The sequence below is a fragment of the Acinetobacter sp. RRD8 genome, assembly GCF_031844225.1.
Classification (GTDB): domain Bacteria; phylum Pseudomonadota; class Gammaproteobacteria; order Pseudomonadales; family Moraxellaceae; genus Acinetobacter.
Genome location: NZ_JAUZUU010000016.1, coordinates 29,357 through 52,201 on the forward strand (window position 1 = coordinate 29,357; position 22,845 = coordinate 52,201).

The 22,845-nt window shown below is 43.0% G+C and carries 23 protein-coding genes and 1 other RNA gene; 9 read left to right on the top strand and 15 right to left on the bottom strand.

The annotated features are described in order from the left end of the window. Positions 1-2: 2 nt before the first annotated feature. The 7 genes from Q9R24_RS12375 to ssrA form a co-directional block, all read right to left on the bottom strand. On the bottom strand, positions 3-371 hold the full coding sequence (locus Q9R24_RS12375; protein WP_311204495.1) for a hypothetical protein: 369 nt from the start codon (positions 369-371) through the stop codon (positions 3-5). Further along, positions 364-873, bottom strand: coding sequence for a BRO family protein (locus Q9R24_RS12380; protein WP_311204494.1), 510 nt, complete (start codon positions 871-873; stop codon positions 364-366). Before Q9R24_RS12380 ends, Q9R24_RS12375 begins: the two co-directional genes overlap by 8 nt. Beyond that, positions 870-1,088 carry a helix-turn-helix domain-containing protein gene (locus Q9R24_RS12385; protein ID WP_279666845.1) on the bottom strand — a complete coding sequence of 73 codons (219 nt, stop codon included), beginning with the start codon at positions 1,086-1,088 and terminating at the stop codon, positions 870-872. Before Q9R24_RS12385 ends, Q9R24_RS12380 begins: the two co-directional genes overlap by 4 nt. A 4-nt stretch (positions 1,089-1,092) precedes the next feature. Beyond that, a complete protein-coding gene (locus Q9R24_RS12390) occupies positions 1,093-1,308 on the bottom strand; it encodes a transcriptional regulator (protein ID WP_311204493.1) in 216 nt (71 codons plus the stop codon). Between the two features lie 96 nt (positions 1,309-1,404). Next, positions 1,405-2,406, bottom strand: coding sequence for a hypothetical protein (locus Q9R24_RS12395; RefSeq protein WP_219309742.1), 1,002 nt, complete (start codon positions 2,404-2,406; stop codon positions 1,405-1,407). 151 nt (positions 2,407-2,557) lie between these two features. Then, entirely contained in the window at positions 2,558-3,787 is a 1,230-nt protein-coding gene (locus Q9R24_RS12400) for a tyrosine-type recombinase/integrase (protein WP_311204492.1), read from the bottom strand. Positions 3,788-3,966: 179 nt separating this feature from the next. Continuing rightward, positions 3,967-4,325, bottom strand: a transfer-messenger RNA (tmRNA) gene (ssrA, locus tag Q9R24_RS12405). A gap of 130 nt (positions 4,326-4,455) precedes the next feature. Here ssrA and glpK point away from each other — a divergent pair. Continuing rightward, positions 4,456-5,940: a glycerol kinase GlpK gene (glpK, locus tag Q9R24_RS12410; RefSeq protein ID WP_311204491.1), complete on the top strand. Its 1,485-nt coding sequence runs from the start codon at positions 4,456-4,458 to the stop codon at positions 5,938-5,940. 79 nt (positions 5,941-6,019) lie between these two features. Here the strand turns inward: glpK and Q9R24_RS12415 are convergent, their stop codons facing one another. Beyond that, a complete protein-coding gene (locus tag Q9R24_RS12415; protein ID WP_004646146.1) occupies positions 6,020-6,517 on the bottom strand; it encodes a thioesterase family protein in 498 nt (165 codons plus the stop codon). A gap of 105 nt (positions 6,518-6,622) precedes the next feature. Here Q9R24_RS12415 and hemB point away from each other — a divergent pair, with 105 nt between their 5' ends. Continuing rightward, entirely contained in the window at positions 6,623-7,636 is a 1,014-nt protein-coding gene (gene hemB, locus Q9R24_RS12420) for a porphobilinogen synthase (RefSeq protein WP_219310012.1), read from the top strand. 15 nt (positions 7,637-7,651) lie between these two features. Continuing rightward, complete coding sequence (gene thiO, locus Q9R24_RS12425) at positions 7,652-8,776, top strand: glycine oxidase ThiO (RefSeq protein WP_311204490.1); 1,125 nt, start codon at positions 7,652-7,654, stop codon at positions 8,774-8,776. Here thiO and Q9R24_RS12430 read toward each other — a convergent pair. Further along, positions 8,765-9,670, bottom strand: a complete 906-nt coding sequence (locus Q9R24_RS12430; protein WP_311204489.1) for a TIGR01777 family oxidoreductase — start codon at positions 9,668-9,670, stop codon at positions 8,765-8,767. The two genes, thiO and Q9R24_RS12430, sit on opposite strands and share 12 nt — an antisense overlap. Before the next feature lie 155 nt (positions 9,671-9,825). Further along, positions 9,826-10,284: an ABZJ_00895 family protein gene (locus Q9R24_RS12435; protein WP_311204514.1), complete on the bottom strand. Its 459-nt coding sequence runs from the start codon at positions 10,282-10,284 to the stop codon at positions 9,826-9,828. Positions 10,285-10,753: 469 nt separating this feature from the next. Between Q9R24_RS12435 and Q9R24_RS12440 the strand changes: the two genes are divergently transcribed. The 3 genes from Q9R24_RS12440 to Q9R24_RS12450 are packed head-to-tail and all read left to right on the top strand — an operon-like array spanning position 10,754 to position 16,725. Further along, positions 10,754-12,007: an exonuclease SbcCD subunit D C-terminal domain-containing protein gene (locus Q9R24_RS12440; protein WP_311204488.1), complete on the top strand. Its 1,254-nt coding sequence runs from the start codon at positions 10,754-10,756 to the stop codon at positions 12,005-12,007. Positions 12,008-12,016: 9 nt separating this feature from the next. After that, positions 12,017-15,613, top strand: a complete 3,597-nt coding sequence (locus Q9R24_RS12445; RefSeq protein WP_311204487.1) for an AAA family ATPase — start codon at positions 12,017-12,019, stop codon at positions 15,611-15,613. Positions 15,614-15,618: 5 nt separating this feature from the next. Then, positions 15,619-16,725 carry an acyltransferase family protein gene (locus Q9R24_RS12450; RefSeq protein ID WP_404976596.1) on the top strand — a complete coding sequence of 369 codons (1,107 nt, stop codon included), beginning with the start codon at positions 15,619-15,621 and terminating at the stop codon, positions 16,723-16,725. Between the two features lie 31 nt (positions 16,726-16,756). On the opposite strand, the gene Q9R24_RS12455 is transcribed toward Q9R24_RS12450, so the two are convergent. After that, a complete protein-coding gene (locus tag Q9R24_RS12455) occupies positions 16,757-17,446 on the bottom strand; it encodes a YggS family pyridoxal phosphate-dependent enzyme (RefSeq protein ID WP_311204513.1) in 690 nt (229 codons plus the stop codon). 123 nt (positions 17,447-17,569) lie between these two features. Here Q9R24_RS12455 and Q9R24_RS12460 point away from each other — a divergent pair, with 123 nt between their 5' ends. Both Q9R24_RS12460 and Q9R24_RS12465 read left to right on the top strand, forming a co-directional pair. Further along, entirely contained in the window at positions 17,570-18,607 is a 1,038-nt protein-coding gene (locus Q9R24_RS12460; RefSeq protein WP_004279279.1) for a type IV pilus twitching motility protein PilT, read from the top strand. A 30-nt stretch (positions 18,608-18,637) separates the two neighbouring features. Beyond that, on the top strand, positions 18,638-19,759 hold the full coding sequence (locus Q9R24_RS12465) for a PilT/PilU family type 4a pilus ATPase (protein ID WP_004646138.1): 1,122 nt from the start codon (positions 18,638-18,640) through the stop codon (positions 19,757-19,759). A 67-nt stretch (positions 19,760-19,826) separates the two neighbouring features. On the opposite strand, the gene fur is transcribed toward Q9R24_RS12465, so the two are convergent. After that, entirely contained in the window at positions 19,827-20,264 is a 438-nt protein-coding gene (fur, locus tag Q9R24_RS12470) for a ferric iron uptake transcriptional regulator (protein WP_004279276.1), read from the bottom strand. Between the two features lie 112 nt (positions 20,265-20,376). Here fur and Q9R24_RS12475 point away from each other — a divergent pair, with 112 nt between their 5' ends. Then, positions 20,377-20,775 (top strand): outer membrane protein assembly factor BamE, encoded by a 399-nt coding sequence (locus tag Q9R24_RS12475; protein WP_004279275.1) that lies wholly within the window; start codon positions 20,377-20,379, stop codon positions 20,773-20,775. Between the two features lie 100 nt (positions 20,776-20,875). On the opposite strand, the gene Q9R24_RS12480 is transcribed toward Q9R24_RS12475, so the two are convergent. The 3 genes from Q9R24_RS12480 to Q9R24_RS12490 all read right to left on the bottom strand — a co-directional run. Continuing rightward, positions 20,876-21,208, bottom strand: coding sequence for an RnfH family protein (locus tag Q9R24_RS12480; RefSeq protein ID WP_253102069.1), 333 nt, complete (start codon positions 21,206-21,208; stop codon positions 20,876-20,878). Further along, on the bottom strand, positions 21,208-22,287 hold the full coding sequence (locus tag Q9R24_RS12485) for a hypothetical protein (RefSeq protein ID WP_253139152.1): 1,080 nt from the start codon (positions 22,285-22,287) through the stop codon (positions 21,208-21,210). Before Q9R24_RS12485 ends, Q9R24_RS12480 begins: the two co-directional genes overlap by 1 nt. Positions 22,288-22,430: 143 nt before the next feature. After that, positions 22,431-22,845: bacteriohemerythrin (locus Q9R24_RS12490; protein WP_311215550.1), on the bottom strand; the 415-nt coding region annotated here is incomplete at its 5' end.

A 22,845-nucleotide genomic window follows, 5' to 3' on the forward strand; every position in this document is an offset into this window, starting at 1 on the left:
CCTCACTGCACACGGTTGATATGAATATCTGAATTAATCAAAACGCCGTCATTTGATAATCCGACTTGCTGGCGGTTATCCATCATCTGCAATAAACGCTGTTCTGCTTCTTCAAACGAAATGCCGAAATGCTTTGCAATGTCCTCTAACTGGTACATAGGTTCGCCGTCATCCGTGTAACCGCTTGGCGGTGGTAGTAGGTTTAGTTCTTTGGCCTTTTGGTGCATCTCTGCTTTGATATGTTCAGGCGTGTAATGCATGGTCAAAATGAGGGCCTGCTCTGTGATGGGGTGGTGTTCCCCATACTGGGCCAGCATTGCTTTGTAATGGTCAAACGCTTTGAAAAACTCAGGGTGTACATATTTATTCATGGTCTACCCCTTCAAAAGTGAACTGTAAATTTGCTTTGCATGTTTCAATACGGACGGCGTTTAAATGCTTTTCATGTTTACGGCGGTGCATACCTAAACTGTGAAACGTGCCTTTGTCCTTAGATACCTTTTCTTGCATACATAAGCGGTTTAATTCTTCATAAGCGGTCTGACGTGCTGAATAGCTTCCAGTCTTGCGAATAGTCGGCAATACCTCAGAAAATACCCAGTCTTGAAAGTTCAATGCTTGAGGCTTATTGGATCGGAATATGATGCGGTAAAGATTCGGCTCATTAATAAATTTGAGTTTTTGAACACCGCCACCAGTAGGGGTGTGGTAATCCGCCACACCCTTTTTATCCAGTTCACGGAATAAACGAGAAGTTCGGCTTATGTCTAAGGATTTATAAACATCAGTCAAACAAAACCACGGTTCTTTATTCTCATCTAAGACAACTCTCACGCCGTTATTATTAAAATCAAAGCTAATAGATGGTTTCATGCTGCCACCTGCTTAATTAGTTCATAACGAGCATGTGAGCCGATGCCTGAATAATTGCGCTCACGATGGGTCACAATGTCATAACCTGCATTTCGTAAACGCTGAATAATTGCGCTCAATCGGTAGCAGTTGAAAAGGTCGATAGCCTCAGCTTGTGAAATGGTTTTGCCTTGCTTGAGATAAGTCAGGACTTGTTTTAATTGGGTGCTATTCATGTTCTTATGCTCCCATCACTGCAAGGCTTTGCTTTTGGCTGTTATGCCACTCTACAAGCTCGGCATAATCAAAATAGACTGGTGCTTGTTTGGTATCCCCTGTTTTGATTGGTCGCGGGAATGCTGCGTCAGTACGCACGATATGACGCAATGATTCACGGCTTATGTCCAGTAGCTCACAAGCTGTTTTGAATTGAACGCGGATTGGTTTGATAGTCATAAAAAAGCCCACTTATACAAAAATATAGTGGGTTTAGTTTGTTGTTTATTAAATCTTTATAGTTCTAGTTAGATTTTACCAGCGCCTAGTTAGAATTTATTTGGTATTTTCATGAGCTAACTTTAGCCAATCCCCTACAACATCCTTGCTTAAGGGTGTTCCTAGTCGGTCAAGCACACCCATTATTTCCTTGTTGGAATTTCCATAAGGTTGAGTAATATCTAGTCCGTTCAATTCACACAAGGCACTAATTATTTTTGAAGCATTGTTAGCCGTTCTGGGGTGTAAAATATCAATCTCTTTTACAGGTTTTTCTTTTTGAAATAACTTTTTGATTAGCAAATCAATATCAGCTTTCAAAAACCCTTGCTGGAAAATTTCATCTGTATAAAAACTGCCAAATATGTCTTTTTCTTTTTTATCAGCCTTCCAATAAAACAAGTTATCACTAATAAAAAATCTGCTTTCAGTTGGTATACAACTATCGTAAAAACCATCTCGGTAGTTTTTTATTTCTGCTTGAATAAGCCCTTTGATACTAAGCGAACTATCTAAAAAATCATAAATACCACTTTTCACGGAAAATATATTTTCTTCATGAAATACTAATCCGACATTATCTTCATCTAACAATAGTATGCAGGAGGCTTTCTTAATTTTAATTAACCTATCTATAGAATCTTTTTTACTTAATAATTCTTTGTATTCTTCTTTTTCTTTGACTAGCTCATAGCACTTTCTGAGTGTATCTAATTTCAGCATTGGGTCTTTGCTATCATACTCTTTAGGAAAAACTTTCTTAAAAAACTTATAAGCTAGTAAATTTAATTGCTCATCAAAACTTTTTTGAGCATAAATAGTATTATCTTCTCTTTCCTCAAAATCCACCTCGATACTTTGATGTTCTTTTAGCTGTGTGTACTCATCAGCATTTATAAAAAAGCCTGCAATTGCTTTGAAGTCAGTAATTGCCTTATATTTAATAGGAATTTCATTTTCTAAACAGTAGATTAAAAAGGTTCTTCTATCTATATTTAAATCAGTTTGTTTATTAAAATAAGATATGGCCTGCTGTTTATTTAAAAATTCTAAATTCAAAATCAATGCCTCCCACAGCACCCCCAAAGATGACTAGGTAAACAAGTTGGGTACTTGCTTGTCGGCTGGCCTGCCTATACCTAGCAAAACAAATATAATCTATATTTCCCTATATTTGTGCATTTATTGGCTAGTAGTGCGACAAGTCTTGTCACTTCGCCTTTTTAAATTGAATAATGCTCTGATCCGCAATTTCTTCTAAATGGTTCGCATACCATTGCATCATATTGGCTCTGTCATCTAAATATTGAGCCTTGTTATACACCCCTGCTACACCGTCCTTTACGTGTGCCAGTGCTGCTTCGATATGACGTTCATCAAAACCACGATTGTTTAATAAGGTGCTGGCAATATGCCTAAATCCATGCGGTGTCTGTCTGCCCTCATACCCCATACGGCGCAAAGCCATAATGAAAACGGTGTCTGACTTTGGCTTACTCTTATCCGATCTGCTCGGAAATAAATAATCTGAATTAGTTTGGTAGGTCTGCAACTCTTTTAATATTGCTAATGCTTGAGTGGATAAAGGTACGATATGCTCACGGCGTTTCTTCATACGCTCGGCTGGTATATTCCACACCCCTTGATCTAGGTCGAACTCCTGCCACTTGGCTTCTCTTAGCTCGGTAGGTCGGCAGAACAACATAGCTAAAAGCTGCAATCCCATCCGAACGTCCATAGTTGGATAATTATTGATTGCCCTAAGTAGTGCTGGGAACTCCTGTTCACTCACATGCGACATATTTTGCTTAATGCCCTGCTGTAGGAACTTTTGCAGCCCCTCTAATGGGTTGTAATCAATACGGCCTGTCACCTTTGCAAAATCGTATATATCACGACACATAGCCCGAACTCGATTTACTTGTTCATAGATTCCCTGCTTTTGTTGAATACCTTTTAAATGATTCATCCATTCAATAGGCTTTATGCTGGTGTACAAGCGTTTCCCAAAAATCGGGAATATATGTTTTTCTAATGCACCCTTGTTTCTTATCATGGTGTCATGTACCCAAGTATTTGCTTTTGTGTCCAGCCATTCACGAGCCAATACTTCAAAGGTAGCATTATTCTGCTCAAGCTCTTTGCGCTTGCGTTCTTGTTTGGTAATGATTGGATTATCGCCGTGCGAAATGTCTTGAACTATCTCAGATGCTTTTTTTCTTGCACCCTTACCCGATAATTCAGGATAAGTACCTATTCCAAGCCATGACCATTTCCCATCAGCTTTTTTATATCTGAATAACCATGCTTTTTTACCATCAGGCTTTACACGGAAATATAAGCCTTCGCCGTCCAGCTCCCTATACTCTTTTGATTCGGGTTCAAGGTTAGCCAGTACGGTATCTGATAACGGTCTACGTTTAATTTCTGTTCTTTTCATGGCTTGTACACCAACGGATTCAATAAATCTTGCAATGTACAAGACAGTGTACACGGTGCATGTACACTGTAGCTAGTTATATTTAGTTATGTTTAGGCAAGAAAAAAGGCTCAATCCCTTTAGAATCAAGCCTTTTCGTTTTAAAACTTGGCATATTTTGCCATGTTTTGTTAGGTATTTGGTGGAGGTGGCGGGAGTTGAACCCGCGTCCGCCAGCACTACGCTCGAGAATACTACATGCTTAGATATCGTCTATTATTTTAACTCTTTGTGACCCGACGAACAGGGTACAAATCGCGATCCTCTTGATTTAGTACAAAGCCCCGAGGCTTGGCTTTATACGGACTTGTGTGCGTGCGCTTCAGTCGGACTCTCTAACCACAAGTATTCGGAGAGGCGGACAAGCTGCCCTTAGGCAGCTAGAGCGTATGATTCGTCGTTTGCGACTAAAAAATGCAAATTTGATTTACGAGAGAAAATGCGCTCTCGGCATGCATCTATGAGTTTCATCACCAGCGTCGAAGCCAGAAACACCCCCAAAGTACAAGGCAATCATAGCATAAATGTCAAAAATTACGATGTATTTTCTGAACATTTAAACAACTTGATGCGCTTAATTACATTATTGCGCTAATATTTTACTTTTCAAGCCAAATAACAGAAAAATTATGAGCTACCTTCTGGCCCTGGATCAGGGAACTACGTCAAGTCGGGCTATTATTTTTAATGAACATGGACAAGTTCAGGCAACGGCTCAACGTGAAACGCATATCCACACCCCACATTCGGGCTGGGTAGAACAGGATGCACAGGAAATCTGGAGCTCACAGATTGCTGTGATACAACAAGCTTTAGCAACTGCAGGTATTCTGGCAAAAGATATTAAAGCCCTTGGCCTGACTAACCAGCGTGAAACCACTGTAGTCTGGGATCGTCGAAACGGCAAACCGCTCGCTCCGGCAATCGTTTGGCAAGATCGTCGTACGTCTGATTGGTGTAACCGGCTGATTGAACAAGGCCTAATGTCCAAAATTCAGCAAAAAACAGGCTTATGGATTGATCCTTATTTTAGTGCGGGAAAATTAGTCTGGTTTTTAGAGCATGTTGAGGGAGTACGGCCACTCGCTGAACAAGGCCATGTGGCATTTGGTACTATCGATAGCTGGCTGATCTGGAATCTGACCCAAGGCGCAGAGCACGTCATTGAAGCCAGTAACGCTTCTCGTACCATGTTGATGAATCTGCAGCAACAGTCGTGGGATGAAGAGCTACTCGAGCTGTTTAATATCCCTGCTTCGGTCTTGCCGAAAATTATCTCTTCTGATTGTTATGTCGCTGACACTGCTTCTGGCTTACTTGGGGCCAATATTCCCATTACCGGAATTTTGGGGGATCAGCAGTCTGCACTCTTTGGCCAGTCCTGTTTTGAGGTGGGTAGCGCAAAAAACACCTATGGTACTGGCTGCTTTATGCTGTTCAATACTGGACATAACATTCAGCTTAGCCAGAACAAGCTGCTTTCTACTCTCGCCTGGCAAGCCCAAGGCCAAACTACTTATGCGCTCGAAGGCAGCGTATTTATGGCTGGTGCTGTAGTGCAATGGTTACGCGATGGCCTCGGAATTATTCAAAAAAGCAGTGATGTGGAAAAACTGGCGCATCAGGTCGAGCATAGTGACGGCGTGGTTCTGGTTCCCGCATTTACCGGACTGGGCGCGCCGCATTGGGATAGTGAAGCACGTGCCTTACTCTGTGGCATGTCACGCGGTACGACCAAAGCGCATATCGCTCGTGCCGCATTAGAATCAATCGCCTTTCAGGTATCGGATGTGCTCAGTGCGATGCAATCTGATATTGCACATCCTCTTAAAGAACTGCGGGTTGATGGTGGTGCCAGCAGCAATGACATGCTGATGCAATTTCAGGCCGATATTCTGAATGTACCGGTACTGCGTCCGAAAATGCAGGAAGCTACTGCTTGGGGCGCGGCCGCTATGGCCGGATTAAAAGCTGGCGTATTTTCAAACCTGAATGAAATTTCCCAGTCCTGGCAGCTGGACCGTGCTTTTGAACCCAAAATGCAAAATGACGAAAGAGAAATGCATTTAGCCAAATGGCAAAATGCCTTGAAACGGGCTAAATCTGATCTCTAAATCTTCAAGGTTCATATTTGATCATCATAAAAAAGCACTGTTAAACAGTGCTTTTTAGCTTCCTCAATTCACGATTTCATTAATAGGCATAAGACGCAATCGCTGTTGCAATCGCCTTATCTTCATCATTAACCATGGTCATGCGCATGGTGCAGCCCTTACGCCCCAAACGTAAGGTTTCTGCACGTGCAATAAAATATTTGCCACGTCCAGGCGCCAGATAATCCACCCGCATATCGACCGTCGCCAGACGCGACACTTTTTTAATGGTATCTGCAATCGTTTCCGGTTCAGCTTTTTTATACAGTTCGCCCATGGCCACAATACCACCGACGCTATCCAGTACAGTTGCAGCCAGACCGCCATGCAGAATCTGGAAAGCCACATTACCAATCATGAAATCCTGCATTTCTACATAGGCCTCAATCTGGCCCTCGACCACCCGCATGGTCATGCCGTTATGCTTAAAAAAAGGAGAGCTATTAAAAGCATGTACCAGCTGGTTCAGGACTACATCAATATCCACTTTCGAGCCCAGATGTATATTACCGGTCCAGTTTCTCTCTGTCTTACTCATCACTTTGCCCGAATCCACCACAATAAAAAACCGCTAATTTATGCCCAAAAATTTGAGTTAGGGCTACAATAGAGGCCTAGTTTAATACTGATTACTGAGATTTTTATGACTTATACGTTCAATCGTCCCGCGTTTCCTGCAACTCGCATGCGTCGTATTCGTAAAAATGAACATTTACGTTCGATGGTTCGTGAAACCCATCTCGCGGCAGATCATCTCATTTATCCAGTATTTGTCCTGCCAGGAAAAAACCAGACCCAAGATATTCCAAGTATGCCGAATATCCAGCGCCTGTCAGCGGACTTGTTGTTAAAAAAATCAGAACGTCTGCTGGAACTCGGTGTCAATAAACTGGCGCTATTCCCCGTCACCCCACAAGAAGATAAAAGCCTGACTGCAGAAGCCGCATGGCGTGAAGATGGTCTGGTGCAAAACACCTTACGTTTATTGAAAAAAGAACTGCCAGAAATGGTGCTGATTACTGACGGCGCATTAGACCCGTATACCACGCATGGTCAGGATGGCATTATTGATGAGAACGGTTATGTCTTAAATGATGAAACGGTCGAGTGCCTGATTAAACAGGGCTTGAGCCATGCCGAAGCCGGTGCAGATGTATTTGCTCCAAGTGACATGATGGATGGCCGGATCGGTGCGATTCGTCAGGCCTTTGAGCAAAATGGTCATATCTATACTTCGATCATGGCCTATTCAGCCAAATATGCATCAAGTTTCTATGGCCCGTTCCGTGATGCAGTCGGTTCTGCCAGCAACTTAAAAGGCGGCAATAAATACAATTACCAGATGGATGTCGGTAACCGTGCTGAAGCCCTGCATGAAATTGCGCTGGATATTCAGGAAGGTGCAGACATGGTGATTGTTAAACCGGGCATGCCTTATCTGGATATCGTCCGCGAAGTCAAAGACACTTTTGGCGTACCAACCTTTGTCTATCAGGTCAGTGGCGAATACGCGATGCTGGCTGCGGCAATTCAAAATGGCTGGTTATCTGATAGCGTCATTTTAGAATCATTGATGAGCTGTCGTCGTGCCGGTGCAGATGGTATCTGGACCTATTTTGCTGAAGAAGCTGCGCTTAAACTGAAAGACATGAAGTAAAAGGATTTCGGCGCAATGCATATTGCCATTGTCGGCGCTGGCATCACCGGTTTGATGTCGGCGCTGGAACTGCTTGAACAGGGATGTTCTGTTACTCTTTTTGATCAGCAGGCCGCCGGACAGGCTGCCTCCTGGGCTGGAGGAGGTATCCTCTCCCCGATGTATCCGTGGCGTTATCCCACTGCTGTAAATGCTTTGGCCCGACATGCCAAACCCATGTATCAGGACTGGAATCAAAAACTGCAACCTTTCACTGGCATCGATTTCCAGATTCATGAAACAGGTATGCTGATTTTTGATGAAGCCGATTTTGAAATCGGTTTAAGTTATGCCGCAACACATCAAGAGCCGCAGCAACAGGCCGAATTACTTGATCAGGCTAAACTGCAACAGATCAATCCCAAAGTTGATAATAGCAAGTTTAAACAGGCGATTTATTTTCCTGAACTGGCCAATATCCGTAATCCACGGTTATTACAGTCGATCATTCGCTATTTGAAGCATCATCCTCGTGTCACCTGGCAAGAAGATTGTAAAATCACTCGGCTCAATATTCAGCAAGGCTGTGTAAAAAGTATCTCAGATGAACATGGCCGGATTTTTCAGGCAGATCAGTATGTGTTCACAACCGGAGCATGGTCGCAACACTGGTCACAGCAACTTGGTTTGGAAATTCCGGTACAGCCGGTTCAGGGCCAGATGCTGCTGTTTAAAACGCCAAAAAACTGGCTGCCGACCATGTGCATGCATAAGGTGATGTACCTGATTCCACGTCAGGATGGACATGTTTTATGTGGTTCCAGTATGCGTCAGGTCGGTTTTGACACCTCGCCTTCTGCCGAAATTCGGCAGGATATTTTACAGGCGTGCATCGAGATGGTACCGGAACTGGCAGATTTTCCGCTGGTCAAGCAATGGGCCGGATTAAGACCCAGCTCACCCGATGGTATTCCCTATATTGGCAAAATTCCCAAGCTACACAATGCTTGGGCCAATTTTGGACATTTCCGGAATGGTTTATGCATGGGGCCGGCATCAGGCAAACTACTCGCTCAACTCATCCTTAAACAAATGCCAATCGTTGATCCAGCTCCTTATGATCCTGTCCGTTTATTAGAGCCCAGTCGTTTAGTGCTTTAGAATATTGCTCAGTGCTTCTTTCAGGGTTGGATAATGAAACTGGAATCCAGCCTCCTGCAAGGCTTTGGGCTGTACATACTGACCGTTTAATACCAGTTGTGACTGTTCTCCCAGCATCATTTTCAGACTGCATGCGGGTAGTGGAAGTAAGGGTTTGCGCTTCAGAATCTGGGCCGCAGTTCGTGCAAACTGGGCCTGACTGCTTTTTTCTGGCGCGACCACATTAAAGATCTGCTCGGTTGTATCCTCGAGCATCAAGAATTCAATCGCACGCAGTACATCCTCTAGATGCACCCAGGTCACTGGCTGACGTCCATGACCAATTCGCCCGAACAGATTCAGCTTAATCGGCAATAGCATCTGCGGAAGAATCCCGCCACCTTTACCAAATACCACCGCAAAGCGAACAATCTTGGTGTTCTGGTTAGTATAGGACAAGGCCAGCTGTTCCCACTTCGCACAGAGTTCAGACATAAAAATATCTTGTGGCGGACTTTGCTCCGTGCAGACCTGTTCCCAACGCTCTGTCGGATCAATACCATAATAACCAACCGCTGATGTTGAAATAATCCGTTTCGGTCTAATCTGATTTTTTTCTAAATAATCAAAAACCTTTTTGGTGGTGTCTAAACGGCTATCCAGCAATTTCTTTTTACGCGCTGCCGTCCAGCGGCCTTGACCAATGCTTTCGCCAGCCAGATTGACCACATAATCAATCTGATGCTGTTTTAATTCTTCCAGCTGGTTAATCCAGTGGAAGTCCGGATGTGGTTCACGTTTATTTTTCTGACGGGTCAGACCAATCACCCGATAATCCCGTTCCAGTAAAAAATGCACGAGATGACTGCCAATAAAACCACTCGCTCCCGTCACCAGCACTACAGGTTTATACATTCGTCATTCTTCGCCTTATTATTTTCTTGATTTAAATTATACGCCACTCATCTTTAGCTTTTTAAACCGAGAAGATCTTTGTAGTGGAGAATTTGTATCTTTCATCATTCAATCAATTTATGAAGATCAGTCGTCACACAATGATTCATCTATACTCACTGAGGTGGATGGCCAAACATTTTCTCTGCCATACGCTGGGCCTGCTTGCCATAAAACCAGTAGGTCAGCAGATACAGCGGAATTGCGATCATCAGGAACATGATCAGCACAATACTCATAAATTGTGGCTGCTGTAGATACAACAGAAAGTTCTGCCAAGCATTCGGATTGGAACGGGTGGCGATAACAATACCGAGCAAGAGAAATAATAAATTATAGCCCCAGTAAATCAGGCTAAACCCGAGGGTGAATTTTTTACGCTCTGCTTGGGTCGGGGCACGTTTTTGCTGTTTTAAAAATTTAAAAAGCACCCAAATCATGGCTACCAGATACGGAACAATCGTCAAGACTGCACCCATGCCCATCGGCAGCAAGGCTGCGAGTACACCGCAAATACAGGTAAAAATAAAACATATAACGAAAAACCAGATAAAATAACGACTTAGCGGCAACATATGCATGACTCAGTGATCTTCAACAAGCTAGTATAAAAAAAATCAGGTTTTTTTTCATTTTATTGTCAACCATCCACTACAGGGTGACGTTATATAGGGTACAAGGTACAAAAATTTGGACTGGCATCCACGAATTTTTGCTGACCTTTAGAGCTAAAGCAATAAGTCCAGTGTACAGGGAAATTTTGAATAGCAGCCAAAATCTTCATGTAACACAAATTTGACCGACGATTTCATCATCACTCGAATCGTCGGTTTTTATTTTTTAAAATCCCTATTTCTAAAATCTGAGGGCTTGCAGAACCTTTAATATCTGATGATCTGGATACAACCGTCCATTAATATCCATACTGATCAAAATAAATTCAGCCTCCAAATCACAAACAATTCACTGAAATATCGATTTCAAGTAGATTTTTACCTGTGCTTTTTCCTATAGTAGCAAGGCAGATATCTTGGGGTTCATTACATGGCAGTTCATTTTCTTCACACTTCCGATTGGCATCTGGGACAATTTTTCCATAACCATGACCGTGAATTTGAACATGCGCAGTTTTTGACTTGGCTACTTGAGCAAATTAAAGCAAAGCAACCGCATGCCTTGCTGATTGCCGGCGATATTTTTGATGTGATCAATCCCGCTTCCAGTGCGCAAAGACAGCTGTACCAGTTTCTGGCCGATGCCCACGATCTGGCGCCACATATGCAGACCCTGATGATTGCAGGCAATCATGATTCCGGTTACCGGATTGAACAGGTTGAACCCTTGCTGGCCAAATTCAATGCCAAAGCTGTGGGAATCGTAGGCCGCACTGCAGAAAATACCCTGAACCTGGATCGTCTACTTATTCCTATTTATGATCAGGATAAAAATATCATCGCCTGGTGTCTGACCCTGCCCTATTTACGCAGTGCCGAAATTACCGGACTGAATGAACATACCAACAATAATCAGAACGCGATCAGTTATCTGCATCAACAACTGATTGCTGAAGCCAAAGCCCGCAAACAGCCACATCAGGCACTGATTTTAATGTCACATGCGCACATGCAAGGTGGTGAGACCTCCGACTCTGAACGTCCGATTATTGTCGGCAATGAAGAGGCCCTGTCGACGGCGCTGTTTGATGACATGATTGATTATGTCGCGCTGGGGCATTTGCATAAACCACAAAAGGTTGGTCAGCCGCATATTCGCTATAGTGGCTCCCCAATTCCGCTGTCATTTAGTGAGATTAATTATAAGCATCAAATAGTTGAAGTCAGGATTGACCCTCAATTAGAAGATGAGGCACGTTTTCAGTTTGAAGCTTTGCTTATTCCACGCAGTGTCCGCCTGCATCGACTCCGTGGTGAACTCAATGAAATCTTTGAGCAGATTCGAACCCTTGAACATGGGGAAATTGAAGCAATTGATCAACGTGAATATATCGATATTGAATATCATACGGCAACGCCTCCTCCACCCAATTTAAGACAAACTTTTGAAGATGCACTTCCGCCGAACCGCTATCGACTGGTGCGCATTTCACGTCAATATCAAGCTATTAATCTTGATGATGCACAAGCTCAGAAGATCCATTTAGAGCCGCCAACACCCAAAAGACTATTTGAACAGCTTTGGCTCAAACAGGGTTACAGCGCCGATGATTCGGTGCTGAAAGATTTCCTCAGCCTGATTATTGAGGCGGAAAAAAATATTGATGCTAATGAAACACCATAAGGATATGCCATGAAAATTTTATCTATTCGTATAAAAAACTTGGCATCGCTTGCAGGTGAACATTTTATTGATTTTGAAAGCAATCCACTTGCCAGTGCAGGCTTAATCGCAATTGTCGGTAAAACAGGTGCCGGAAAGTCCACGATTCTGGATGCAATGTGTTTGGCACTGTTCAATCGTGTACCTCGTTTAAAAGATAGCGATGGCAAACTGACTGATATCGATGGTTCTGAACTTCTCACCAATTCCCCATTAACTGTTTTGCGTCGCGGTACAGGCATTGGTTTTGCCGAACTAAGTTTTGTTGCACAAAATCAAAAAGTATATTCAGCTCGTTGGGAAATTAAACGTGCACGAGAAAATCCCACAGGCAAATTGCAAAGTGTGCAACGTTCACTGAAATGTCTGAGTGATGGCAATATTCTTGCCGATAAAGCTAAAGCGGTAGAAGCTAAAATTCTGCAAATTACTCAGCTGAGTTTTGAGCAATTTACCCGTGCCGTTTTATTGGCTCAATCTGAAGTGACCGCATTTTTAAAATCACGGGATACTGAACGTGGTGAACTGCTCGAATATCTGACCAACTCCAGTATTTTTGGCAAAATTGGTCAATTGGCATATGAAAAAACCAAGGAAATCGCCAATCAGCGCAAAGCTTTAGAAGTCAGACTCGGTGATATCGAGACTTTGTCGGAAGAAGATTTAGCGACTATAAGCGATCAATTCAATACAATCTGTACTGAATACAAAAAATTAGAACAAGAAAAATCGGCACTCGAAAAAAACCAGCGATGGTTTGAACAAAAGCAAAAGCTGGAAAATGATGTTCAGCAACGACAGCGTCAGCATGTGGAGCAACAACAAAAATTTGATTTACTGAATACAGAACGTGGCCGTCTAAAACAACTCGAAGTTTTTGCATCCATCCGTCCAAGTATGATCCAGCAAGAAAAAACACAAACAGAATTAGCTCGGTTAAAATCTCAAATTCAAAGTACTGAACTACAGTTTCATACCATTCAGCAAGTTTTTGAGCAAAAACAGACTGCATTTAAACAGATTGATGAACAACTCAAAGCGCTACAGCATTTTGAACACACCCATCAGCACCGTATTGACCAAGTCCGTCACTGTATTCAAGAACGTGAATTCATTGGTAAACAGTTTGTTAAAGCAAAATCTGTATTGGACGAGTTTCAAAAAGAGTTACAGCCCTTAATCCTTGTACAAACTCAGCTACACAAGGAATTAGCGCAATTCAAGTCAGATCAGCAAAAACAAACCGAACAGTTGAATCAAACGATGCAACTAAGCAGTTTAGATGATGGACTTTCCGCGCATCTCACACAGTTACAACGATTTATTCAGCATTACCAAAGTTTTGAAAAACAATATGGCGATATTGCTTCTGCTAGAACTGATTTAAGTCAGAAAAAGCAGCAATTGGAATCACTACAACAACAGTATGGCGATGACCAAAAAATTGATCACCAACTATTAGAACTTCGCCGCGATCAGGCAAAAAATTTGGAGCAACAACATCAATTCAGTTTAATTCAAAATCAATTTAAACAATGGCTACAACAACGCTCTGAACAGCATCAACTGCAAACAACGTGCAATGCGCTCGCACAGCAGAGTGCCCAAAGTAAAATCCAAGTTGATTTGCAAGAACAGCAATACCAAACCCATAAACTTGAACGTGAAAACTTACAACGCATGCTGCAACAACAGCGCTTATTACATGCTGAAAATATTGAGAAATTACGCGAGCAATTGATTGATGGAGAAGCATGTTTAGTCTGTGGCAGTTTACATCATCCATTTAAAACTGATCTTTCTGCACTATCGAGTGAGCTCGTCAATTTGCAAGAGCAACAAGAGCAGCAAGCGATTCAAATCGAACAAGACAGTTTTAATGCTTGGCAAAAGATTCAGCAATTACACACACAGCAAACAGCATCTTTGAGCGAACAGCAAAAACGTCTCGATGATTTAAATATTCAACATCAACAGCATGAACAGGCGCTTTATCAAAGCTTCAAAAATACCCAAATTCAAATAAACTTAACCCAACAATCTGAACAGATTGAACAACAACTGCTTCAAGTCAATCAAATCCTGCAACAAGAAAAAATAACACTTGAGGAAAATATCAAACAACTCGATGAGGTTGAAAAAACACAACGGAATTTAACCCAAAATATTCAGCAAATCTCACAACAACTGTCGATTGTTCAACAAGCTGAACAGAATATTCAATACCTTCTAGACCTGCTCACTGCTGATCAACGAAATGCTTGGCATAAGCAAACCTTAACTGTTGCACAACACATTGTGCAACAATTGCATGAGCGTCAGCATCTGTTGCAGAATCTTGAGACTTTAAATCAGCAACTGAATGAGAAAGCTCAACTACTCGCTCAAAAAAATAACGAGATTCAAGCCAAAAATAATCAGATTGAAATCGCTGAAAAAGATAAAGTTGAATTTGAGCGTCAAGGACAAGAGAACAAGGAACTTGCCGTTCAGCTTATTTTTGAGATGACTCAAACTTGGGTCGATAAACCACATGAATGGCTGACTCAACACGATGAACAGCGTAAAAATTTACAGCTGCAATATCAGAAAATACAACAAAGTTTCGAAACAGCTCGTCAACAATTTGATAGCCAACAACGGCAGCTTGATCAACTCAAAATTCAGTTGGCTCAACTTGAAACACAGCATCATGCTTGTGTTTTAGAAATCGAACACTGGTTAAATCAAAATTTAGATTTTAATCATGCTTTGATTTCACAATTAAGCCTCATTTCAACTGAAGAAACTCAAAAACTACGTCAACATATTAAAGATATCGAACATGCCTTGGTCGATGCAGCATCCGCCCTGAAAACCACACAACATCTGCTCGCACAACATTTACAAACTCAACCTGAAGTACAAATCTTACAGATTGAGCGTGCCATTGAACTGAACCTTAAAGCTTTAGCAGAGCGACAAGAACAGCGTGACCAACTTAAGACCAAGTTAGATGTTCACTACTCGAACCTAGATAAGCAAAAACAATTTGCTGAACAAATTCAGCAAATTCAAACTGAAGAATATCGCTGGAATAAAATTTCCAGTCTTATGGGGGATGCCACAGGCAAAAAATTCCGTGATTATGCGCAGCAATATAACCTTGATATTTTGCTTGAATTTGCCAATCAGCAACTCGCGATGCTGTCTCAGCGTTACACCTTAAAACGTTTAGACAACTCACTCAGTCTTGCCATTATTGACCATGATATGGATGGTGAAACCCGTTCTGTTTCATCGCTTTCTGGGGGTGAGTCATTCTTGACCGCCCTTGCCTTGTCTTTAGCAATTGCCAATATGGCTTCAGGCTCCATGAAAATAGAATCCCTTTTTATCGATGAAGGTTTTGGCACCCTTGATGCATCTTCATTACATATGGTGATGAATGCACTTGATCAGTTACAAAGTCAGGGACGTAAAGTGGTCGTAATCTCACATATTCAGGAAATGCATGAACGGATTCCAGTACAGATTCAGGTCAAGCCTGTTGGTGCAGGCGCCAGTACCATTCAGATTATAGGTTAGCGATGATTCACCCTGCCCCGAACACGCTCTCGCCCTATTTCAGCTTACAGCTTGAGAGCCTACGGGGTATCAGTGCCATTGTGGTGTTATTCAGTCATTGCTTTCAGGCATTTATTGCGCCTTTCGATACCAGCATTTATTCATGGATACGCCTGCTTGGACAGGCTGCAGTCATGATTTTCTTTGCCTTAAGTGGCTATCTGATCGGCTATTCGATCCAGCACAACATTCATCAGCATGGTCAGTTCAATCTGCACCGTTATGCTCGACAGCGTTGCAGCAGAATTTTACTACCCTTTCTGTTTGCCATGGGGTTGACCCTGGTTCTCTATCTACTCGCTCCACTATTATTTGCCAGCCATACTCATGCTTTTCAACACAGTTTTGGCATGATGATCCGGACTGACTATAATGTAGACATGATGGAATTTATTGGTTCGCTGCTATTTTTGAATGGCTTTGTAACACCAACGGTTTCAGCCAATGCTGCGCTCTGGAGTCTGAGCTATGAAGTGTGGTTTTATGTGCTGGCCGGATTCCTACCTTTTTTAAAAAATTCGGAAATCGCCAAAATCGGATTTTTTATGGTTCTGGCTATACTGTCATTACTGAACATCCAGTTTTTTATTTATTTTCTGGTCTGGCTTAGTGCCTTTGCCTGTTCATTTCGATATATCCAGCTACGTTTTTTAAACCGCTTACAATCGGTCAAATTAGCCCTAGTCGGCTTGGCATTTCTAATCGCCTGTTTTGATGCTTACCAGTTTCAGCTGATTTATGAGGCTCAGCAATACCGTGCTGCGAATTTTGCCCCTTTTAATTTCTGTATGGGTTTGGCCTTTAGCTGCTGGCTGGTACAGCTCCAGCATCAACGTAGTCACTACCATCCGGTCTGGGTTCAATCCGCAGACTTTTCCTATACCTTGTATGTGACCCATTTCCCCTTACTTTTATTTATTTTGGGCTGTATTCCGGCAACTTTAGGCTATGGTCTGGGGGGAGCAGTTTTAGCCTTGCTTACGAGCATGTTCGGCATAATAGTCTTTGCCTGGCTGATGGCTAAATGGCTCGAACCAGCCAGAAAAAAAGCGTTATCCAATACCCTGCGATAACGTTTTGCTGCAAAAAACTGACATTAGTAGTTTATACATCTTTTTTAGGCCGTGCACCAAATAGGGCTGTGCCAACACGAACCATGGTAGAACCCGCAGCAATCGCTTCGATCATATCGGCAGACATGCCCATACTTAAAGTATCCCAATCTTCAGGGTACGCATGCTGAACTTTGACTGCATCAAATAAAACTTTGGCATCAGCAAAGGCTTGAGGATTATTCGGTGCTGGAATCACCATCAAACCACGTAAACGCACATTCGGCAGTTGACTGATTTGTGCCACCAAATCTGCAACTTCTTCCGGCTGGCAGCCATCTTTGGTATCCTGACCATCAATATTCACCTGAATACAGATATTCAGAGCAGGCTGATCCTCTCTACGCTGATTTGATAAACGCTCAGCAATAATCAGGCGATCGACTCCATGTACCCAGGCAAAATTTTCTGCCAGATGCTTGGTTTTGTTACGCTGCACATGTCCAATAAAATGCCACTCAATCTCCAGGTTTTTCAGTTCGGTGATTTTTTCCAGTGCTTCCTGCAAATAGTTTTCACCAAAAGCACGTTGCCCTGCCTGATACATCTCTGCCAGCACGCTACTCGGCTGGGTCTTGGAAACGGCAAGCAGTTGCACCGCATCTGCTTCGCGGCCGGCCTGAATACAGGCAGTTTCAATTTGCACTAAGACCTGATTTCGTGACTGTTGCAACATATTCATTGATGGGGTTCTCATTTCATTCATCTTTTTTTCCCTTGCCCATGAACTAAGTGTTGGTTAAGCTGTGGGAAAGCCTTATTATTCTATCAAAATAATTAACATTTTAATGAACTCGGGGACCTTATGGATATCACAGAATTGTTGGCATTTTCTGCTAAAAACGGTGCGTCGGATTTACACTTGTCTGCGGGCTTACCGCCAATGATTCGTGTCGATGGGGAAGTTCGTCGCATCAACCTGCCTGCACTGGAACATAAAGAAGTACACAAACTGGTGTACGATATTATGAACGACAAGCAACGCCGTGATTTTGAAGAAAATCTGGAAACTGACTTTTCTTTTGAAGTGCCTGGCGTGGCGCGTTTCCGTGTCAACGCATTTAACCAGAACCGCGGTGCCGGTGCAGTATTCCGTACCATTCCCTCTAAAGTCCTGACGCTTGAAGATCTGGGCATGGGACAGATTTTTAAGGATATCTGTGAATATCCACGTGGTCTGGTCCTCGTCACAGGTCCTACCGGTTCGGGTAAATCAACTACCTTGGCGGCGATGCTGGACTATATTAATGACAACCGCTATGACCATATTCTGACCGTCGAAGACCCAATCGAATTTGTGCATCAGTCCAAAAAATGTCTGATTAACCAGCGTGAAGTACATCGTGATACCCATGGCTTTAATGAAGCATTACGTTCTGCATTACGTGAAGACCCGGACATTATTCTGGTCGGTGAGATGCGTGACCTTGAAACCATTCGTCTGGCCTTAACTGCCGCAGAAACCGGTCACTTAGTATTTGGTACCCTGCATACCACCTCAGCGGCCAAAACCATTGACCGTGTGATCGACGTATTCCCTGCTGAAGAAAAAGACATGGTACGCGCCATGTTGTCTGAATCCCTACAAGCCGTAGTTTCACAGGCTCTGCTGAAGAAAAATGGCGGTGGGCGTGTCGCAGCGCATGAAATCATGATTGGTATTCCTGCGATTCGTAACCTAATTCGTGAAAACAAAGTCGCACAAATGTACTCAGCAATTCAGACCGGTGCCAACTATGGCATGACCACACTGGACCAGACCCTGAAAACACTGGTGTCCAAAGGTTTGATCAGCCCGCAAGTTGCACGTACTGCAGCCAAACAGCCAGAAGCATTTTTATAAGAAAATTGAATTGTATTGGGGTTTATATACATGGATTTTAACGGCTTACTCGATTATATGGTGGAGAAAAAAGCATCGGATCTGTTCATTACTGCCGATGTCGAACCATCCATCAAGATTAATGGTCAGATTTTACCGATTGGCTCAGTAAAATTACCGGGTGCGGCAGTAGGACAACTGCTCAATTCCATCATGACCGAAAAGCAGCGTAAAGAATTTGCTGACAGTCGTGAATGTAACTTTGCCATCAGCACACCGGATAAAAGTGCCCGCTTCCGTGTCAGTGCCTTTCAGCAACGAGATCAACCGGGGATGGTGCTGCGTCGGATTGAAACTGTTATTCCCACGATGGATGAACTCAAGTTACCGCCGATTCTAAAAGAACTGGCGATGACCAAACGTGGCATCATTATTTTTGTCGGGGCAACGGGTACCGGTAAATCAACCTCGCTGGCGTCTTTGGTCGGTTATCGTAATGAAAATTCCAAAGGTCATATCATTACCATTGAAGATCCGATCGAATTTATTCACCAGCATAAGGGCTGTATTATCACCCAGCGTGAAGTCGGCATCGATACGGATTCATTTGAAATTGCCCTGAAAAATACCCTGCGTCAGGCACCAGACGTGATTCTGATCGGTGAGATCCGTTCACGTGAAACCATGGATTATGCGATTGCCTTTGCCGAAACCGGTCATCTGGTCTTTGCTACCCTGCACGCCAACAACGCCAACCAAGCGATTGACCGGATTATCCATTTCTTCGAAGCAGACCGACATAATCAGCTGTTCATGGACTTGTCCCTGAACATGAAAGCCATTGTGGCGCAACAACTGATTCCAACCATCGATGGTAATGGTCGCCGTGCAGCGATTGAGATTCTGATTAACTCACCACTGATTGCCGACTTGATTCGTAAAGGTGATGTGCATGAGATCAAGGATCTGATGAAGCGTTCCCGTGAACTGGGCATGCAGACCTTCGATCAGGCGCTGTATGATCTGTATAAAGCCAAACAGATCAGCTATAAAGATGCACTGAAACATGCAGATTCACCAAACGACCTGCGTCTGCAAATCAAGCTGTCAGAAGAAGGTGGTAGTCACTTATTACGTGCGCATTCCAACATTACCTTTGATGGTCAGTCCTGATCATCTTGAAGGCATAAAAAAACAGGCTTCCCATGAAGCCTGTTTTTTGTTTGAACCAGCGCTCAAATTATTTTTTACGGAAAACTTCCTGACAGGCAGGCGCATCGCAGTAGCCATACAGATTCAGTGAGTGACCGGTTAATTCAAAACCAAATTTTTCAGCAACGTCATGCTGCTCTTTTTCAATCGTGTCATTAATAAATTCAACAACTTTGCTGCAATTTAAACATACTAGGTGATCGTGGTGATCTTCCTGCATAATTTCAAAAACTGAATGATTATTTTCAAAATTATGACGTTCGATGATGCCCGCTGCTTCAAACTGCGTTAACACACGATACACAGTTGCTAAACCTACATCTTCGCCCTGATCGAGTAAAGTCTTGTAAATATCTTCCGCACTTAAATGATGTTGTTTTGAATTTTCTAGTAATTCTAATATTTTAATTCGTGGAAGGGTAACTTTCAGCCCAGCTTTTCGTAAATCTTGGTTTGAAATAGTCATGTAAAAAGGTCTCTCAACAAAATCAAAGTTGGAATATGCAACAAAGTTTAGATGCAGTATGATCTATCCTTGGATCAAATGCATCATAATTAATTTGGGATAGTTTAGCAAAATGCAAAAAATCATGTTGACGTTATTCGTCACTTCATTGCTCGTCGGCTGTTCGACATTAGGTGTTTATAAAGTAGATATTCCACAAGGAACCCCTTTAACCCAAGCACAAGCCGCTAAAATTCAGGTAGGAATGAGCCATCAACAGGTGCGTTTCTTACTGGGCAGTCCAACAGTAAGCGATCCACTGAATCCTTTACGTTGGGACTACATCTATAACTATACCCCAGGAACCTACGCTAAAAAAGCCAAGATCCCGGCAGCCCAAGGCCAGCATTTGAAAATCTACTTTAACCAGTCTGGTATCGTAGAACGTGTTGAAGGTCTGGAGACGATTCCAGAATCTCAACCCGGCTTACCAGGATCAAAAGAAGCAATTTTAAATGCTCCTCCACTATAGTCGGTTTCTCATGAAAAAGCCCCTGAATCATCAGGGACTTTTTTGATTAAGCTGATTGATTGAGCAGATCATTGAGGCTACTGCTCATTCAAGCCGCTTTCTATTCGGAAGACGGTTTCAGCTTTTTTAAAAGATTGCCTCTGGCATAACGACCCACCGGATTTTTCTCGGCGCGTTTACGTCGAATATCCTTAGGATTGATGGTCAGTGCTCGGTAAATTTCCACCCTGTCACCTGCTGCCAGTGGCTGCTGCTGATCTTGCAAGCGCACGCCAAAAATGCCCAGAGATAACAGTTCAGGCAAGTCGACCTGCTCACGGATTCCACTTTGCTCAATCGCGTCCAGTGCCGTCATGCCAGGCTGAAATGACACGGCTAGATGAAATTGTTTTTCTGGCGTCGCATATGCCACCCAAATCATCGCCTCACTCATCAGACGAATTGTCCTAAGACAGCAATGATTGCCAGAATAATCCCGACCGGCAACACTACACGCACTGCAATACGCCAGATGTTATAAAACGCTTCAGAGCTGAAATTCATTGATTTACGCAAATGACTGATCTTCATGATCCAGCCAGCAAATAATGCATAGATCAAACAAATCAATAAGCCCCAGACGAGCAAGACCACATTGAAAATTGGGCTTAGATTTGGAATAGCCCAGATCAGCGTGACCGCCACCACAATTGCCCATTGAATTGCAGGATGAAGCTGGCGTTGCTGTAATTGTTCACGTGCCATTTGCAGAATTAATGCGGCAGCTGCCACCATTGCTGCGACCAGAGTAAATGCAGGAATTTGTGCTTGTACGGCAAAGAAAGTAAATGCAATGACAGCAACGAGCTGCGCAATCCAGATCGGCAATACCGTCTTGCTGGCGACATCCTGTTGTTGTACAGCGCTCAGGCTAGATTGCCAGTACAAGCCCATGCCCAGACCACTTGCGACCAAAGCCAATACGGTGGCATTGCCCCATTCCGAGAACTCGACTGGCGTGACTTGCCATGCAGGTAGCGCAGTTCCCATCACATTGGCCAGAACCAGAGACGCCAATACACCAATCGTGGTAACCACTAATAAAATTTGACGTGGCAGTAGTGACAAGGCTAAAGCAGCTATCACCAATCCAATCAACAGAAGATTCGGTGCAAGATCAATTGCAGCAACCGCCAGAACATTGCTGGCATTGTTCAGCATGGCACCTGCCAAAAACGGAATAAAGATCACACTTAACCAGCCGACAATACGCCATTTCTGTGACGCATCCGCTTCACGGGTCAGCGTCGAAAGCGCCTGTAATGGCGTTGTTTTAGAGCGCTTGGCCAAAGCAATTTCCAAGTAGCAGACTGGAAGCGCCAGAATCAGCATGGTGGCCAACCAGAGCATCCAGAAATCCAGCTGACGATCAATCTGGATACCGGTTATCGGTGCGAGCGTCGCGATGATAATAAACGATAAACAGAAAGCCATCAGCGGCGATAACCATTTTGACATAGCATTGTCCTGCATGATGCATTCCTATAAAAATCTAGCGCTATTTTGCCTTGTGAAGCGGTGAAAATCAAAAACAAAAAGCAAACCACCATGACAGTGATTTGCTGCGCAAAAATTATAATTAGATTTTAATTTTTGTTATCTCGTTACGTCTTTTATTATGAGAAGAAACGAGCGAACCAGTTTTTACCTGTTTTCTTTTCTTTTTCCTTGATGATCCCCATCATATTTTCTTTTACGGCACCGACATAATCGGCGTCATCGTGCTGAATATGGTTAATCAGCCATTTCGATAATACTTCGTGCAGCTCTGATTCAATGGACTGTCCCAGTTCAAAACGGTCACGATAAGACTCGATTTTTTTAATAAACAGGTCATGCACACGTTTATGCGGCACCCGATATTTATAGCCAGCTTCTTCCTGAAGAGATTCCTCAAAGGTGAAATGCGACTGGGTATAATCAATAATATTGTCGAGAATCTGTTTAATACGGGCACGCTCGGTATTGGCATCAATTTCGTTGATATAATCGAGAATTCGTTTGTGCTGATCGTCAATCACATCGATACCA